The 17,723-nt window shown below is 67.9% G+C and carries 12 protein-coding genes; 4 read left to right on the top strand and 8 right to left on the bottom strand.

The window, feature by feature from the left end:
- Nucleotides 1-133 precede the first annotated feature (133 nt).
- From RM1_RS23280 to RM1_RS23245, 8 genes are all read right to left on the bottom strand, one after another.
- Nucleotides 134-754, bottom strand: a complete 621-nt coding sequence (locus RM1_RS23280) for an MspA family porin (protein ID WP_245816569.1) — start codon at nt 752-754, stop codon at nt 134-136.
- 222 nt (nt 755-976) lie between these two features.
- Nucleotides 977-1,711 (bottom strand): respiratory nitrate reductase subunit gamma, encoded by a 735-nt coding sequence (narI, locus tag RM1_RS23275; RefSeq protein ID WP_072754010.1) that lies wholly within the window; start codon nt 1,709-1,711, stop codon nt 977-979.
- A complete protein-coding gene (narJ, locus tag RM1_RS23270; protein WP_072754009.1) occupies nt 1,708-2,406 on the bottom strand; it encodes a nitrate reductase molybdenum cofactor assembly chaperone in 699 nt (232 codons plus the stop codon). Before narJ ends, narI begins: the two co-directional genes overlap by 4 nt.
- Entirely contained in the window at nt 2,406-4,031 is a 1,626-nt protein-coding gene (gene narH, locus RM1_RS23265) for a nitrate reductase subunit beta (RefSeq protein WP_072754008.1), read from the bottom strand. The genes narJ and narH overlap by 1 nt, the downstream gene beginning before the upstream one ends.
- Nucleotides 4,032-4,039: 8 nt before the next feature.
- Nucleotides 4,040-7,753 (bottom strand): nitrate reductase subunit alpha, encoded by a 3,714-nt coding sequence (locus RM1_RS23260; RefSeq protein WP_072754007.1) that lies wholly within the window; start codon nt 7,751-7,753, stop codon nt 4,040-4,042.
- Nucleotides 7,754-7,828: 75 nt separating this feature from the next.
- Nucleotides 7,829-8,155, bottom strand: coding sequence for a Rieske (2Fe-2S) protein (locus tag RM1_RS23255; RefSeq protein WP_072754006.1), 327 nt, complete (start codon nt 8,153-8,155; stop codon nt 7,829-7,831).
- The gene (gene nirB, locus RM1_RS23250) at nt 8,152-10,629 is read right to left on the bottom strand and encodes a nitrite reductase large subunit NirB (RefSeq protein WP_072754005.1); all 2,478 of its coding nucleotides are present in this window, start codon (nt 10,627-10,629) and stop codon (nt 8,152-8,154) included. The genes RM1_RS23255 and nirB overlap by 4 nt, the downstream gene beginning before the upstream one ends.
- A gap of 273 nt (nt 10,630-10,902) precedes the next feature.
- On the bottom strand, nt 10,903-11,799 hold the full coding sequence (locus RM1_RS23245; protein ID WP_027501842.1) for a PAC2 family protein: 897 nt from the start codon (nt 11,797-11,799) through the stop codon (nt 10,903-10,905).
- 51 nt (nt 11,800-11,850) lie between these two features.
- Here RM1_RS23245 and metH point away from each other — a divergent pair, with 51 nt between their 5' ends.
- From metH to hisG, 4 genes are all read left to right on the top strand, one after another.
- Entirely contained in the window at nt 11,851-15,420 is a 3,570-nt protein-coding gene (gene metH, locus RM1_RS23240; protein WP_072754004.1) for a methionine synthase, read from the top strand.
- Nucleotides 15,413-16,126: an HAD family hydrolase gene (locus RM1_RS23235; protein WP_425528729.1), complete on the top strand. Its 714-nt coding sequence runs from the start codon at nt 15,413-15,415 to the stop codon at nt 16,124-16,126. The genes metH and RM1_RS23235 overlap by 8 nt, the downstream gene beginning before the upstream one ends.
- A 72-nt stretch (nt 16,127-16,198) precedes the next feature.
- Nucleotides 16,199-16,462 (top strand): phosphoribosyl-ATP diphosphatase, encoded by a 264-nt coding sequence (locus RM1_RS23230; protein ID WP_027501839.1) that lies wholly within the window; start codon nt 16,199-16,201, stop codon nt 16,460-16,462.
- 67 nt (nt 16,463-16,529) lie between these two features.
- Nucleotides 16,530-17,381 (top strand): ATP phosphoribosyltransferase, encoded by an 852-nt coding sequence (gene hisG, locus RM1_RS23225; protein ID WP_072754002.1) that lies wholly within the window; start codon nt 16,530-16,532, stop codon nt 17,379-17,381.
- Nucleotides 17,382-17,723: the final 342 nt, after the last annotated feature.

Here is a 17,723-nt window from a genome sequence, read left to right as displayed (position 1 = left end):
GGGTAGGGGAGCGGCCGGACGGTACCTAGCGGGCGTTCGGATCGGCGTTTCGCAACCCGTCGCCGGCCGCACAGACGAGGGCAGGGGGACGCGAACCCGCGTCCCCCTGCCCTCGTCTGTGCTGTTCCGGGGCCTACAGCGGCACCGGGGCGCCGTAGGTCATCGCGATGTCGCCGGACGCCGTCTCGACCCGGGCATACGGCCGGAGCGTGACCTGTCCGAGGGCACCCGAGATGCTGCCGTGCACACCCGCGAGCCGGATCCTGGCTCCCGGGCCGTCGAACTCCTTCTCGCTGACCAGCGGGACATCGGTGATCCCGCCGGGTTCGAGGTCGACGATCAGATTCTGTTGCGGGATGATGTCGCCTACCAGCATGCCGCGGTTCTCGAAGCCCAGTTCGACATTGGGATCGCCCAAGAAGTCGCCCAAGATGATGCCGTCGGTGTGCTCGAGCTCGAAGCCGAGTCCGGGGGTGTTCAGCTGCACCGACGCGCCCGTGAGCGCGACCGGGTAGCCGATCTGATAGCCGAAGGACAGCTTGGTGCCGGTGAAGTCCGCTGCCGTCGGGCCGTCGATGGTGACCTGGGCGTAGCCGTTGTGGAAGAACTCCCGGCTCAGAGGCGAACTGTCGAGTGGCGGCACGGCAGTGATGTTGGTGTCGCCCTGCGAGACCTCGATCCGATTGCCCTTGTAGTCGATGAGACTGTTCGCATTGTTGACCACCGCTGCCGAGGTGCCGTTTCCCAGGATCATTCCCGCAACCGCGAGGGCGGCAACCGCAGCCGCCCGACCAGGCCCAGTTCCGCGGTGGCGCCGAGGTCCACGAAATCTTGCCATGAATTCCACATCCGTTCGGTCGAGTTTCCCCTCGCGTACTCGCGATTGGCCCAAATCAACACAGATCCCCGATGCTTCTCGAACGCTAGTTGATAGCGCTGGCTGCCGCGACATTTTCGGCAGTGTGGCGACAGGTGTTCACGCGCGGTTTCGGTTTGCGGTCTCCCAGGCCTTGTCGTAACGGTTTCCACCGGGTCGTTTGACGTCCTTGCTGCGGTAGACCACGTACGGCCTGCCCAGGTATCCGATCGGTGCGCTGAACACGTGCACCAGGCGGGTGTACGGCCAGATCGCCAGGAGCGCCAGCACGGTCAGGCCGTGCAGTTGGAAGCTGAGCGGGACGCCGACCATCAGGTCCGGCTGCGGGTTCAGCGTGAACAGGCTCCGGAACCACGGCGACACCGTCGAGCGGTAGTCGTAATCGCCGAGGATGAGATTCTCGCCGAGGGTGTTGAACATCCCGGTCGCGATGACGGCGATGAACAGCACGTACATGATCTTGTCGCTGGTGCTGCTGGACTGACGCACGGCAGGCACACTGATCCGCCGGTACACGAGAATGGCCAGGCCGACGACGGTCGCGATGCCGGCGGGCACGCCCAACCCCACCGCGAGCAGGTGATAGGTGTGATCGGAGATGCCAAGCGCCTCCGTCCAACTGGCCGGGATCAACACGCCGCCGATGTGCCCCGCGAGCACGGCCAGGATGCCGAAGTGGAACAGCGGGCTGCCGAGCCGGAGCAATCGGCTCTCGTACATCTGGGAGGAGCGGGTGGTCCAGCCGAACTGGTCCTTGCGGTAGCGCCACACATGCCCCACCACGAAGGAGGTGAGGGCGATATAGGGCAGGGTCAGCCACATCAGCGTGGTCACCGTCGTTCTCCCATCTCGGGGTGCAATGCGGGGTCGAGCGCGTACGTGTCGAGGCCGACCGCTTCCTCGGGCGGGCCCTCGGCTGCCATTTTCGCCACCTTCTGCCTGTCGTCGGTGTCGAGTTCCGGCAGCGTCGCGCACAGCGCATCCAGGACGGGAGCGAAGGGGGACTCGCTGTCGCGCAGGGACAGCCGGAGCACCTCCACCACGGCGCGGTGTTCGACCAGCAGCCGCCACCCGCGCGCGGCATCGGTGGTCGCCGCGAACTCGAGGACCACGGGCAGGAAGTCGGGCAGTTCGTGGTCACCCAGCGTCACGCCGCCGTTGCGGTAGGCGTTCTTGAAGCGCAGCAGCGCCATACCGCGATTGCGGGTGTCGCCGTACGCGTAGTAGGACAGGTGCAGGCTGCTGCGCCTGCGCAGGTCGAACGTCTCGACGTACAGTGAGGACAGCTCGATCCGGGGCGTGCGCTGCATGAAGTCCACGCACGCAACCAGGTTCGCGCCTGCCGATCCCGGTACCGTCTCGGCCGCTCTGCGCAGGTCGCCGAGCATCCCGAGCGTCTGCTCCGTCGGGTAGTCCAGCAGGAGGGCGGCGATCCGCCACACGACCCGCTGGTCCCGCTCGGACAGGGTCACCTCCGCCCCCGGCCGGAATTTGTTGGACACCTTGCGGCGCAATCCGAGCGCGACCATCAGGCGCCGTCCCGGTTGGAGGCGGCCGCGGCGGGGATCAGGCCCGCTGTGCTCTTGCCGTCCCAGTTGAGCAGGTTGATCCGGCCGGACTTGTTCTCCGGGGCCGCATCGGAATTGGTGTCGACGACCTGCTCGGTGAGATGGAACTTGTCGGCCATCACGTCGAACGCGGTCATGCCGGGTCCGCCGTCGCCCTCGAGGCTGCAGCCGGTGGCGAGCGCGTCGAGCCGGTGCGCGTCCGAGCCTGCACCGTTCGGGATGACGTACCGGTCTTCGTACTTCGCGATGGCGAGCAGCCGGTACATCGACTCCAGTTCGGTCTCGGTCAACCGGACCGCGTTCGCGACCTCGGGCCGCGTCGGCTCGCCGAGGTTGACCCGGCGCATGTGCGCACGCATCGCCGCCAATCGCTGCAGGGAGGCGCGCACGGGTCCGATCTCGCCCGCCGTGAAGAGTTCGGCCAGGTACTCGACCGGGATGCGGAGCGAGTCGATGGCACCGAACAGGTTGTCGGCCTCCTCGCCGTCGTGGCCGGTGTCCGAGAGGGCCTCGACCACAGGGGAGAGCGGCGGGATGTACCAGACCATCGGCATGGTGCGGTATTCCGGATGCAGCGGCAGCGCCACCTGATAGTCGACGATCAGCTTGTACACCGGGGAGTTCTGCGCGGCCTCGATGAACTCGGCGGAGATGCCGGCGCGCTCGGCCTCGGCGACCACCCTCGGGTCGTGCGGGTTGAGGAACACACCGAGCTGCGACGGGTAGAGGTCCTTGTCGTCGGTGACCGACGCGGCCTCGAGGACGGCGTCAGCGTCGTAGAGCATCACGCCGATGTACCGCAGCCGGCCGACGCACGTCTCCGAGCAGATGGTCGGGATGCCGACCTCGATCCGGGGGTAGCAGAATGTGCACTTCTCGGCCTTGCCGGTCTTGTGGTTGAAGTAGATCTTCTTGTAGGGGCAGCCGGTGACGCACTGCCGCCAGCCGCGGCACTTGTCCTGGTCGACGAGCACGATGCCGTCCTCGGAGCGCTTGTAGATCGCTCCCGACGGGCACGACGCCGCGCAGGCCGGGTTCAGGCAGTGCTCGCAGATGCGCGGCAGGTAGAACATGAAGGTCTGCTCGAACTCGAGCTTGACCTTGTCGGAGACCTTGGCCAGCAACGGATCCTTGCCGACCTGCTCGGGTCCGCTGCCGAGGTCGTCGTCCCAGTTGGCGCCCCAGGTGACCTTGGTGTCCTCTCCGGTCAGCAGCGACTTCGGGCGCGCGACCGGGACCGTGTCCATGGCGGGCGAGGCCAGCAGGTTCTCGTAGTCGTAGGTCCAGGGCTCGTAGTAGTCCGAGACCGTCGGCAGGTCGGGGTTGGCGAAGATGTTGAGCAGCCGCTTGAGCCGGGAGCCGGTGCGCAGCGTCAGCTTGCCGCGCTTGTTGAGCGTCCAGCCGCCCTTCCACTTCTCCTGGTCCTGATACTGCCGCGGATAGCCCTGTCCAGGGCGGGTTTCCACGTTGTTGAACCAGGCGTACTCGACGCCGCCGCGGTTGGTCCACGCCTGCTTGCACGTGACACTGCAGGTGTGGCAGCCGATGCACTTGTCCAGGTTCATGACCATGGCCATCTGCGCCATAACTCTCATCAGTACGTCACTTCCTGGTCGCGGCGGCGGATCGTGGTGACCTCGTCGCGCTGATTGCCGGTCGGGCCGTGGTAGTTCATCGCGAAGGACTGCTGGGCGTAGCCGCCGATCAGGTGCGAGGGCTTGATCATCAGCCGGGTCAAGGCGTTGTGGATGCCGCCGCGCTTGCCGGTGCGCTCGGTGCGCGGCACGTCGACCGCGCGGTCCTGGGCGTGGTACATGAAGACGGTGCCCTCGGGCATCCGGTGGCTGACGATCGCGCGGGCGACCACGATGCCGTTCCGGTTGCTCGCCTCGATCCAGTCGTTGTCCGCCACACCGATCTTGGCGGCGTCCACGTCGGACATCCAGATGGACTGACCGCCGCGCGAGAGCGTGAGCATGTGCAGGTTGTCCTGATACGCCGAGTGGATCGACCACTTCGAGTGCGGGGTCAGGTACCGGACGGTGACGGTGCCGCCGACCCCGTTGCCGTGGGTCTCGCCCACCGCGGGCTCGCTGAACAGCGCCGTCATGTCGAGTGGCGGACGGAAGATCGGCAGCTGCTCACCGAGCTCGGCCATCCAGTCGTGGTCGAGGTAGAAGTGCTGCCTGCCGGTCAGCGTGTGCCATGGCTTGAGCCGTTCGGTGTTGATGGTGAACGGTGAGTACCGCCTGCCGCCGGTCTCCGATCCCGACCATTCCGGCGAGGTGATCACCGGCACCGGCCTGGCCTGGGTGTCGGCGAATCGGATTCGGGTGCCCTCGTTCTCGGCGGCCAGGTCGACCAGCTCGGTTCCGGTTCGCTCCTGCAGGTGCTCGAAGCCCTGTGTTGCGAGCCGTCCGTTGGTGGTACCCGACAGTGCGAGGATCGCCTCGCAGGCGTGCTTGTCCTTGGCCAGCGAGGGCCGTCCGGCCGCGACGCCGGTCTGCACCGTTCCGTTGACGCCGCGCAGGTACTCGACCTCCTCGGTCGGGTGGGTGGTGACGCCCTTTGTCGTCAGCCCGAGCTCCTCGACCAGCGGACCGAGCGCACCGAGCTTCTCCGCGATCGCCGAGTAGTCCCGCTCGACGACCACGAGCTTCGGCATCGTCTTGCCCGGGATCGGCTCGCATTCACCGCGTTTCCAGTCCAGCACTCGCCCGCCCGGCTGCGCGGTGGCGTCGTTGGAATCGTGGGTCAGCGGCACCGCGACGATGTCGCGCCGGGTGCCGAGGTGCTTCTCGGCCAGCCAACTGAAGCCGCGGGCGATGCGGTGGAACGCCTCGAAGTCGGTCTTGGTCTCCCATGGCGGAGAGATCGCGGGGGAGAAGGCGTGCACGAACGGGTGCATGTCCGTGCTGGACAGGTCGTGCTTCTCGTACCAGGTGGCGGCGGGCAGCACGACGTCGGAGAACAGCGTGGTGCTCGTCATCCGGAAGTCCAGCGTGGTGAGTAGGTCGAGTTTGCCCGCGGGGGCCTCATCCCGCCAGATCAGCTCCTCGGGCCGGATGCCCTCGGAGTCACGGGCATTGAGGTTCGAGTCGGCGCCGAGCAGGTGCTTGAGGAAGTACTCGTTGCCCTTCGCGGACGAGCCGAGCAGGTTCGAGCGCCACACCGTCAGGCAGCGCGGGAAGTTCTCGGGCGCGTCCGGGTCCTCGACGGCGAACTGCAGGTGACCGGTCTTGAGGCCGTCCACCACGTGCTCGGCCGCGTTCTTGCCCAGCCGGTCCGCCTCGTCCGCCAGGTCGAGTGGATTGCGGTTGAAGGTGGGGTAGCTCGGCATCCAACCGAGGCGGGTGGCGAGCGCGATGTTGTCCGCGGCGGTGCGGCCGGCGAACGTGCCGTTCGCCAGCGGGGAGGACATCACCTCGGCGGTGAAGGGGTCGTAGCGCCATTGGTCGGTGGCCAGGTACCAGAAGATCGTGCCCTGCATCTGCCGGGCGGGTCGGGACCAGTCCGAGCCGAATGCGAGTGTCGCCCAGCCTGTGACAGGGCGGCACTTCTCCTGGCCGACGTAGTGGGCCCAGCCGCCGCCGTTGACGCCCTGGCAGCCCGTGAGCATGGTCAGGGTCAGGAAGGACCGGTAGATCTGGTCGGAGTGGAACCAGTGGTTGGTGCCCGCACCCATCAGGATCATCGACCGGCCGCCGGATCGGTCGGCGTTGTCGGCGAACTCGCGGGCGACCCGCGCCGCGGCGGCCGCGGACACGCCGGTGATGCCCTCCTGCCACGCCGGGGTGTACGGCTCCTCGGTGTCGTCGTAGCCGGTCGGCCAGTTGCCGGGCAGGTCGGGACGGCCGACGCCGTACTGGGCGAGCATGAGGTCGAACACGGTGGTCACCCGCCTGCCCGCCACCATCCGGGTGGGCACACCGCGCCGCAGCACCCCGGGCGTGGAGGTGTCGTAGCGGGGGAAATCCACGGCGACCGCATTGGCCGCCATCTCCGGATCCTCGTGCATGGTCATCAGCGGGTCGATGCCGTGCAGGTCGAGGTTCCAGTGGCCCTTGCCGGATTCGGTGAACCGATGTCCGAGGGAGCCGCCGGGAACCACGGTCTCGCCGGTCTCCGCGTTCAGCAGCACCGTCTTGTGCTCGGCGCCCTCGGCGGTGTCTCCGAGATCGGCTGCGGTGAGGAACTTTCCGGGCACATACCCGTCGCCACGCTCGTCCAGCGTGATCAGGTACGGCAGGTCGGTGTACTTCTTGACATAGTCGGTGAACCGCTCGGTGTCCTTCTCGACGAAGAACTCCTTGAGGATCACGTGACCCATCGCCATGGCGAGGGCGCCGTCGGTGCCGGGGCGCGCCGGCAGCCACTGGTCCGCGAACTTGGTGTTGTCGGCGTAGTCGGGCGAGACCACCACGACCTTCTGGCCGCGATAGCGGGCCTCGGTCATGTAGTGCGCGTCCGGGGTTCGGGTGACCGGGACGTTGGAGCCCCACATGATCAGGTAGCCGGCGTCGAACCAGTCGGCCGACTCCGGCACGTCGGTCTGGTCACCGAACACCTGGGGCGAGGCCTCGGGCAGGTCGGCGTACCAGTCGTAGAAGGACAGCATCGCGCCGCCGATCAGCGAGATGAACCGGGTGCCGATCGCGTGGCTGACCATCGACATGGCCGGGATCGGGGAGAACCCGGCGACGCGATCCGGACCGTACTTCTTGATGGTGTGCACGTGCGCGGCGGCCACGATCTCGGCGGCCTCCCACCACTCGGCCCGCACGAATCCGCCCTTGCCGCGGGCGGACTTGTAGCGCTTGGACTTCTCGGGGTCGGATGCGATGTCCTCCCACGCGAGCACCGGATCCTTGAGGCGTTCCTTGGCATCCCGGTACATCTCGAGCAGCACGCCGCGCACGTACGGATAGCGGACCCGCGCCGGCGAGTAGGTGTACCAGGAGAACGAGGCGCCGCGGGGGCAGCCGCGCGGCTCGTACTCGGGCTTGTCCGGGCCGATCGACGGGTAGTCGGTCTGCTGGGCCTCCCAGGTGATGATCCCGTCCTTGACGTAGATCTTCCATGAGCAGGATCCGGTGCAGTTCACGCCGTGTGTCGACCGGACCACCTTGTCGTATGACATCCGATCGCGGTAGAAGTCGTCCGACGAACGGCCGCCGATCTGGTACAGCGTGCGCAGGTCCTCGGAGGCCTCGCCGCGCTGGAAGTGTCTGCCGAACTTGAGCAGGGAATCGGCGAGGTCGGTTCCCGCGACTCCTGTTGTGCTGCCGGGCTTGGTTGAGCTTGGCATCGGTACCTCTCCGAGGATCTTCGGCCCGCCGCAGGCGGGGCCCCACTTGTTGAGCTGCGTTTGTGTGCCGGGTTCCTAGATGTCGACCATCACCATTCCGTCGACGACCCGGGCCGGGTAGGTCTGCGCCGCACCGACGCCCTCCGAGGTGCACGCACCCGTGTCGAAGGAGAACGCGTACTGGTGCAGCGGACACATCACGACGCCGCCGTCGATCTGTCCGTCGGCGAGCGGTCCGCCCTTGTGCGGGCACACCGCGTCCATCGCGCGGATCGTGCCGTCCGACAACAGGAACACCGCCAGCTGGAGCCCACGGACGGCGTACGCCCTGCCCTCACCCGGGGTCAGGTCGGTGACCGCGCCGAGCGTGGTCGGCGTCGCGCCTTCGGCGATCGCGGTCATCGGACCGGCACCTGGGGGAGCGGGAGCAGCGGAAGCGACGGCACGAACTGTGCGGGCGACTTCGGTTCGGTGCGTTCCTGCCACGGGTCGCGGTACCCCGCGACCGCGATCGCCATGCGCTCGTCCAGACCGGCCACGGCCCCCTCCTCGTCGCGGATCAGTATGGCCTGCAAGTGTTCCAGTCCCACTCGCGGAACCCAGGTATATGTGCGTTCCAGCCATTTCGCGTCCTCGCGGTAGTACTGGATGAAGCGGCCTGCCAGTGCGAGTACGGCGTCCGACGATTCGACCGTCGCGAGCAGATCACCCTTGCGGATGTGGGCGCCTGCCGCGCCGCCGACGTAGATCTCCCATCGGTCCTCGCCAACCGAGACCACGCCGAAGTCCTTGCACAGCGCCTCGGAACAGTTCCGCGGGCAGCCCGCGACGGCCAGCTTGAGCTTGGCGGGCGTCTCGAGCCCCTGAAACCGTTCCTCGAGTGCGATGCCCAACGCGGTCGAATCGCCAAGGCCGTACCGACAGAAGTCGCTGCCGACACAGGTTTTCACCGTGCGCATGCTCTTGCCGTATGCGTAGCCCGACGGCATGTCCAGATCGCCCCACACCTTGGGCAGGTCCTCCTTGCGGATCCCGAGCAGGTCGATGCGCTGGCCGCCGGTGACCTTCACCAGCGGCACGTGGTACTTGTCGGCGACGTCGGCGATGCGGCGCAGCTGGTCCGGCGTGGTCACCCCACCCTTCATCTGCGGTACCACCGAGAAGGTGCCGTCCCGCTGGATGTTCGCGTGCACCCGGTCGTTGATGAACAGCGCGCCGCGCTCGTCGACCCAGTCCGGCCCCCAGATGGTGCGCAGCAGCGAGGCCAGCGGCATCTTGGATCCCGCGTCCTCGGCACCGTCGGCGGCGAGTGCGGTGAACACCTGCGAGACCGCGCGCAGGTCCTGCTCCCGGATCGCGGCGATCAGCTCGGCCTTGGTCATCGGGATGCAGGGGACGTACCAGTCGGCGGACGGATCCGGCACCAGTGCGCCACCCGCCGCGCAGGCGACGATGTCGGCCACGAGCCCCTTGCAGGAGCCGCAGCCCTTGCCCGCCCTTGTCTTCGCGATGACCTCGCCGAGCGAGGACGCACCCGCGTGCACGCAGGACACGATGTCGCCCTTGCTGACCCCGTTGCAGTTGCAGACCTGGGCGTCGTCCGGCAGGTCGGCCGCGCTGGACCCCGCGCCGCCGTCGGCGAGGTCGAACAGCAGGCTGAGGCGGTCCTCGGGGAGCTCGATCTTGCCGTCGAACGCCTGGGTGAGCATCCCGGCCTTGCCGACCTCGCCCATCAGGGTCGCCCCGATCAGCTTGCCGTCGCGCACCACGACGTTCTTGTAGGTGCCGTTGCGTGAATCGTAGAACTGGAGGAACTCGTCGTCGTCGAGTTCGGGGCCCTTGACACCCATCGCCGCGACGTCGACGCCCGCGACCTTGAGCTTGGTGGTCGAGCGTGAACCCTCATAGGCGGCTTCGGGATTCGCACCGGTCAGGTGTTCGGCCAGCACCACGGCCTGCTCCCACACCGGGGCGACGAGCCCGTACAGCTCGCCGCGATGCTGTGCGCACTCGCCGACCGCGTACACCGAACCCTCGTCCTCACAGCGCATCTGGTCGTCGACGACGATGCCGCGTTCGATCACCAGGCCACCCGCGCGGGCGAGCTCGGTGTTCGGACGGATTCCCGCGGTGACGACGACCATGTCGGCCGCGAGGGAGCTGCCGTCGGTGAAGGAAACGCCGGTCACCCGCCCCTGCTCGTCCCGCAACACCGCGTCGGTCCGGACCGAGGTGTGCACACCGACGCCGAGCGCCTCGATCTTGGCGCGCAGCACCGATCCGCCGCGCTCGTCGAGCTGCTGGTTCATCAGGTGGCCGGGGGAGTGCACGACGTTCACCGTGAGCCCCTGGGTGCGCAGTCCGTAGGCCGCCTCGAGCCCGAGCAGCCCACCGCCGATGACCACCGCGGAGACATCGTCCTCGGCCTGTGCCATCTGCAGCATGCCGTTCGTGTCGGCGATGGTGCGGAATCCGAACACGCCCCGCGCGAGCCGTCCGTCGGCCTCGCGCAGACCGTCCATGTTCGGGAAGAAGGTGTTGCTGCCGGTCGCCACGATCAGCACGTCGTAGCCGACCTCGCGGTCGCTCGCGCAGGTCACGGTCTTCGCGAACCGGTCGAGCCGGACGGCGCGATCGCCCGCGTACAGCTTCACGCCGTTCTCCCGATACCAGCTCATCGGGTTGAGGATCAGGTCCTCGTCGTCGGTGCTGGACTCGCCGGCCAGCACGTGCGAGAGCATGATCCGGTTGTAGTTGCCGTACGGCTCGTCGCCGATCATCGTGATGTCGAACTGGTCGCCGCCGCCCCTGGCGAGGATCTCCTCCACCGTGCGGGCGCCCGCCATCCCGTTGCCGATCACAACCAGTCGTCGCATCAGAGCACCACCTGTCCGAGGTCCGTGACGGCCCCGTCGGTGCACCTGTCCACGCTGCGCAGGTACCGCCGTGTGCTCGCCATGGATTCGAGGGTGCTGCGCTCCGGTGACGAAGTGGCTGCGCAGAGGTTACGTGGGAATCAGGAAGAACTCACCGGTCCGATCCAGCACATGTCAGGACATGAATAACAGGCCTGTGATCTGGTGGGATCGGCCCCGAGGGGTGGGACCGACCCCGCCGAAAGGCCTCCCGGTGACCGGGAGAGACGAATCTCACAGGCCGCCGAAGCTGCCGGGTCCACGCCTGCGCAGGTAGCGCTCGAACTCGGCCGCGATGGCGTCACCGTCGATCTTGGAGATGACCTCCGAGATGTCGACCTCCGCGTCGCCGCGCTCCTCGAGCGAGCGCACGTACTCGGTGATCTCCTCGTCGTCCTTGGTCATCTCGGTGACCGACTGCTCCCACTCCTCGGCCTGGGCGGGCAGCTCGCCGAGCGGCACCTCCACGTCGAGCACCTCCTCCACGCGCTGCAGGAGCGCGACGGTGGCCTTCGGATTCGGCGGCTGCGACACGTAATGGGGGACGGCTGCCCAGAACGAGATGGCGGGCACCCCCGCCTTGACGCATTCGTCCTGGAGCACCCCGGTGATCCCGGTCGGGCCCTCGTAGCGGGTCTGTTCCAGGTTGAACCGCTCGGCCGACTCCGTGCTGTACGCAGTGCCGGTGACCGGCACCGGCCGGGTGTGCGGGGTGTCGGCCAGCAGGGCGCCGAGGATGACAACGGTGGTGACGCCCAGGTCCTCGATGATCTCGAGCAGGTCGTCGCAGAAACTGCGCCAGCGCATGTTCGGCTCGATGCCGCGCAGGATCAGCACGTCCCGTTCGCTGCCGGGGGGTGAGCACACCGAGACCCGGGTTGCCGGCCACTCGATCTCCCTGGTGACCCCGTCGACCTGGCGAACCGTCGGACGATTGACCTGATAGTCGTAATAGTCCTCGGAGTCGAGCTCGGCAAGCGGTCGCGCATCCCAGATGAGTTCCAGGTGCTCGACGGCGCCACTGGCGGCGTCGCCCGCGTCGTTCCACCCCTCGAAGGCGGCGACGAGGATGGGGTCACGCAGCGCGGGCGCGTCGTGCTCGGACGTGACTTCGGGTTCGCTTGGACTCACCCGACCAGCCTACGACCAGGGTCCTTCAAGGGGCCCACTACTCTGGACGGCATGTCTGCCCCATTTCACTCCGCCCTGTTGGATGCGCTCTCGCAGCGCGTTGTCATCGGCGACGGTGCGATGGGAACGATGTTGCAGGACGCGGATCTCACTCTCGACGACTTCCTCGGCCTCGAGGGCTGCAACGAGATCCTGAACGAAACCCGCCCCGACGTGCTCGCGGACATCCACCGGGCCTACTTCGAGGCCGGTGCCGACGCCGTCGAGACCAACACCTTCGGCTGCAACCTGCCCAACCTCGCCGACTACGACATCTCGCACCGGATCCGCGATCTGTCCGAGCGCGGCACCCGGATCGCGCGTGAGGTCGCCGACGAGATGGGCCCCGGCCGGGACGGCATGGCGCGGTTCGTGCTCGGATCGATGGGGCCAGGTACCAAGCTCCCCACGCTCGGGCACGCGCCGTTCGCTGTGCTCCGCGATGCGTACACCGAGTCCGCCCTCGGCATGATCGAGGCGGGCGCCGACGCCATCCTCGTCGAGACCTGCCAGGACCTGCTTCAGGTCAAGGCGGCGATCATCGGCAGCCAGCACGCCATGGAGAAGCTCGGCCGCCGGATCCCGATCATCACCCACGTCACCGTCGAGACCACAGGAACCATGCTGCTGGGCAGCGAGATCGGCGCCGCGCTGACGGCGCTCGAACCGCTCGGCATCGACATGATCGGTCTCAACTGCGCCACCGGGCCCGCGGAGATGAGCGAGCACCTGCGGCACCTGTCCAAGCACTCGACGCTGCCGGTGTCGGTGATGCCGAACGCCGGACTCCCGGTGCTCGGCGCGAAGGGCGCCGAATACCCGCTCACCGCACCGGAACTCGCGGATGCGCTGAGCGGCTTCGTCTCCGAGTTCGGGCTCGGCATGGTCGGCGGTTGCTGCGGCACCACGCCCGAGCACATCCGTCAGGTCGCCGAGGCGGTGCGCACGGTCGAGAAGGCAACGCGCAACCCGGTTCCCGAGGGTGGCACCTCGTCCCTGTACGCCGCGGTGCCGTTCGAGCAGGACGCCAGCATCCTGGTGATCGGTGAGCGCACGAACTCCAACGGCTCCAAGGCCTTCCGCGAGGCGATGATCTCCGGGGACTTCGAACGGTGCATCGACATCGCGAAGGACCAGACACGCGACGGCGCGCACATGCTCGACCTCAACGTCGACTACGTCGGGCGCGACGGCGCTGCCGACATGACCGAACTCGCGAGCAGGCTCGCGACCGCCTCGACGCTGCCGATCATGATCGACTCGACGGAACCGGACGTGATCCGGGCCGGTCTCGAGCACCTCGGTGGACGGTCCGCGGTCAACTCGGTGAACTACGAGGACGGCACCGGGCCGGATTCGCGGTTCCAGAAGATCATGCGGCTGGTCAAGGAGCACGGCGCCGCCGTCGTCGCGCTGACCATCGACGAGGAGGGCCAGGCGCGCACCGCCGAGCACAAGGTGCGGATCGCGGAGCGACTGATCGAGGACATCACCGTCAACTGGGGCCTCGACGAGTCCGACATCATCATCGACGCGCTGACCTTCCCGATCTCCACCGGTCAGGAGGAGGTGCGCAAGGACGGCATCGAGACGATCGAGGCGATCCGGCAGCTGAAGGCGGCGCACCCCCGCATCCACTTCACCCTCGGCATCTCGAACATCTCGTTCGGCCTCAACGCCGCCGCCCGACAGGTCCTCAACTCGGTGTTCCTGCACGAGTGCACGGAGGCGGGCCTTGACACCGCGATCGTGCACGCGTCCAAGATCCTGCCGATGGCGCGGATCCCGGAGGAGCAGCGTCAGGTCGCGCTCGACCTGGTCTACGACCGCAGGAGCGATGGCTACGACCCGCTGCAGAAGCTGATGGAGCTGTTCGAGGGCGTGTCCGCGGCTTCGGCCCGCGAGACCCGGGCACAGGAGCTCGCCGGACTGCCGCTGTTCGAGCGGCTCGAGCGGCGCATCGTCGACGGCGAGCGCAACGGACTCGAGGCCGACCTCGACGAGGCGATGACCGAGAAGCCCCCGCTGGAGATCATCAACGACACACTGCTGAACGGCATGAAGACCGTCGGCGAGCTGTTCGGTTCCGGACAGATGCAGCTGCCCTTCGTGCTGCAGTCCGCCGAGGTGATGAAGGCGGCCGTTGCGTACCTCGAGCCGCACATGGAGGCCACCGACGAGGACGGCAAGGGCCGGATCGTGTTGGCAACCGTCAAGGGCGACGTGCACGACATCGGCAAGAACCTGGTCGACATCATCCTGAGCAACAACGGCTACGAGGTGGTCAACCTCGGCATCAAGCAGCCGATCGCGACCATTCTCGACGCCGCGATCGACAAGAAGGCCGATGTGATCGGTATGTCCGGCCTGCTGGTGAAGTCCACCGTGGTGATGAAGGAGAACCTGCAGGAGCTCAACGCCAAGGGCGTCTCCGAGCAGTTCCCGGTCCTGCTCGGTGGCGCGGCACTGACGCGGACGTATGTCGAGAACGACCTCGCCGAGATCTACGAGGGCGAGGTCTCCTACGCGCGCGACGCCTTCGAGGGCCTGCGGCTGATGGACACCATCATGACCACCAAGCGCGGCGGGGGACCGGACCCGGACAGCCCGGAGGCGTTGGCAGCCAAGGAGAAGGCCGCGGAACGCAAGGCGCGGCACGAGCGGTCCAAGCGAATCGCCGAGGCGCGCAAGGCCGCCGAGGTTCCTGTCGAGGTGCCGGAACGGTCCGATGTCGCCACCGACATCGGGGTCCCGACGCCGCCGTTCTGGGGCAGCCGCATCGTCAGGGGCATCTCGCTGGCGGACTACTCCGGACTGCTCGACGAGCGGGCGCTGTTCCTGGGCCAGTGGGGCCTGCGCGGGCAGCGGGCCGGCGACGGGCCGACCTACGAGGAGCTGGTGGAGACCGAGGGCAAGCCGCGGCTGCGCTACTGGCTGGACCGGCTCAGCACCGACGGCATCCTCGCGCACGCCGCGGTGGTGTACGGCTACTTCCCTGCGGTCTCCGAGGGCGACGACGTGGTCGTGCTCACCGAGCCGACTCCCGATGCGCCGGAGAGGTTCCGGTTCACCTTCCCGCGTCAGCACCGGGACCGGTTCCTGTGCATCGCCGACTTCGTGCGCTCGCGCGAGGAGGCGCGCCGCACCGGCCAGGTCGACGTGCTGCCTCTGAACCTGGTGACGATGGGCCAGCCGATCGCGGACTTCGCGAACGAGCTGTTCGCCGCGAACTCGTACCGGGACTACCTGGAGGTGCACGGCATCGGCGTGCAGCTCACCGAGGCGCTCGCCGAGTACTGGCACCGCCGCGTTCGCGAGGAGCTGGTGCTGGCCGGCGGACACAACCTCGCCGAGCAGGACCCGGAGGACGTCGAGGAGTACTTCAAGCTCGGCTACCGGGGCGCCCGTTACTCGTTCGGCTACGGCGCCTGCCCCGACCTCGAGGATCGCGCCAAGATGGTGGCCCTGCTCGAGCCGGAGCGGATCGGCGTGGTGCTGTCCGAGGAGTTGCAGCTGCATCCCGAGCAGTCGACCGACGCGTTCGTGCTGCATCACCCCGAGGCCAAGTACTTCAATGTCTGAGGCCTCGACGTTCGGGGTGTCGATGGCGGTATCGGGTCCAGACCTCAAGGCCGTGCTCTGGGACATGGACGGCACCCTGCTCGACTCCGAGAAGCTCTGGGACGTCGCCATGCACGAGCTCGCGGCCGAACTGGGCGGGGTGATGACGGCGAGCACGCGGCACGCCATCATCGGCGCCTCCGGGCCCGATGCGCTCGCGACCATCTTCGGGGCACTCGAGCTCGACCCGACGGCCGCCGCCCTCGCGGACGCCGCGGCCTGGATGAACGCCCGTGTCACCGAGCTGTTCTCGCTCGGCATCCCGTGGCGGCCGGGCGCGCAGGAGGCCTTGCGCACGGCGCGGGAGAGCGGGCTGCGCACCGCGCTGGTGACCAACACCGAGCGAGTGCTTGCCGAGCAGGCACTGGACACGTTGGGGCGGGAGCACTTCGACGTCACCGTCTGCGGCGACGAGGTTCCCCGCGGCAAGCCCGAGCCGGATCCGTACCTGCGCGCGGCGGAGCTGCTCGGCATCGCTCCCGAGCACTGCCTGGCGGTCGAGGACTCGCCGACCGGTTCGGCGGCCGCCGAGGCGGCAGGCTGCGCGGTGCTGGTGGTGCCGTGCGAGGTCGCGGTGCCGATCGGACCGCGCCGGGTGCACAGGGCGAGTCTCGAGGGGATAGGGGAGTCGGGGTTCGCCGCGGCGTGGCGAACCGTCCACGCCTGAGCGCGGGCTCGAGCTCCTCGATCTGCTGGCCGAGTGGGGAGTCGCTTCTCGCCCGTGAAAGAATCGTGACCCGTGAAGACCTTCGATTCGCTGTTCGCCGAGCTGACCGACCGTGCCGCCACCCGTCCCGAGGGCTCCGGCACCGTGGCCGCGTTGGACGCGGGCGTCCATGCGCAGGGCAAGAAGGTGCTCGAGGAGGCGGGTGAGGTGTGGATCGCCGCCGAGCACGAGAGTGACGAGTCGCTGTCCGAGGAGATCTCCCAACTGCTCTATTGGGTGCAGGTGCTGATGGTCGGGCGTGGGCTCAAGCTCGAGGACGTCTACCGACATCTGTGAGTCGCGCTCCGCATCGACTCCACACGTCCTCTGGCCACCCTCTCGCCACTTCCGGAAGGAACACCCCATGCTGCGCGTCGCAGTACCCAACAAGGGCTCGCTGTCCGAGTCCGCCGCCGAGATCCTCGACGAGGCCGGCTACCGCCGCCGTACCGACTCCCGCGATCTGACCGTCCTCGACCCGGCGAACCAGGTCGAGTTCTTCTTCCTCCGTCCCAAGGACATCGCGATCTACGTCGGGTCGGGCGAACTCGACCTCGGCATCACCGGTCGTGACCTCGCTCTCGACTCGGGAGCCCCGGTCTCCGAGCGGCTGTCCCTCGGATTCGGTCGTTCGAGCTTCCGCTACGCGGCCCCCGCGGGCAAGGACTGGTCGCCTGCCGACCTGGCCGGTCTGCGGATCGCCACCTCGTACCCGAACCTGGTCCGGCGGGACCTCGCCGCCCGAGGCGTCGAGGCCACCGTCATCCGGCTCGACGGCGCCGTGGAGATCTCGATCCAGCTCGGTGTCGCGGACGCCATCGCCGACGTCGTCGGTTCCGGCCGCACCCTGCGTCAGCACAACCTGGTTGCCTTCGGCGAATCCCTCTGTGACTCAGAGGGCGTGCTGATCCAGCGCGAGGGCTCGGACGGCACCGACAAGGCGCGCAACCAGCTGATCGCCCGCGTGCAGGGCGTCGTCTTCGCGCAGCAGTACCTGATGCTCGACTACGACTGCCCGCGCGGACTGCTCGACGAGGCGCTGCGGATCACCCCCGGCCTCGAGTCGCCGACGATCTCGCCGCTGGCCGACGAGGCGTGGGTCGCGATCCGCGCGCTCGTGCCGCGCAAGGTCAGCAACGACGTGATGGATCAGCTCGCCGAGATCGGCGCGAAGGCGATCCTGGCCTCCGACATCCGGTCCTGCCGGGCCTTCTGACGCCCGCGCGTAGTCGGCTTCGAGGAGACACGAACGGCCCCGGTCACACCCACGGGCAGCTTCCAGCGGTCGTCGCAACACCCAGTGGGAGTTGCGACGACCGCGTCGATTTCAGAGGTTGACCGCGAAGTGTTGAAGCTGCGGGTTCTTGCGTCGATGGGCCGTGTTGGAAGTGTGACGGCCCCGGCTCGGGCTGTTTGGATCAACCGGGACACCGGATGCGTGTGGGCCCGGAAGGCTTGGGGCTGTCCTCGAGCACCACGCTCGCCAACTCACCACCCGTCCACGCAGAACGCTCGACTGGGATAGCCCAGCCGAGCGTCTGCGTGATCTGCTAACCCA

Source organism: Rhodococcus maanshanensis NBRC 100610, from assembly GCF_001894865.1.
Lineage (GTDB): Bacteria > Actinomycetota > Actinomycetes > Mycobacteriales > Mycobacteriaceae > Rhodococcus_G > Rhodococcus_G maanshanensis.
The sequence above is the reverse complement of the archived record's forward strand: the minus strand, read 5'-3'. Positions and strand labels throughout refer to the sequence as shown.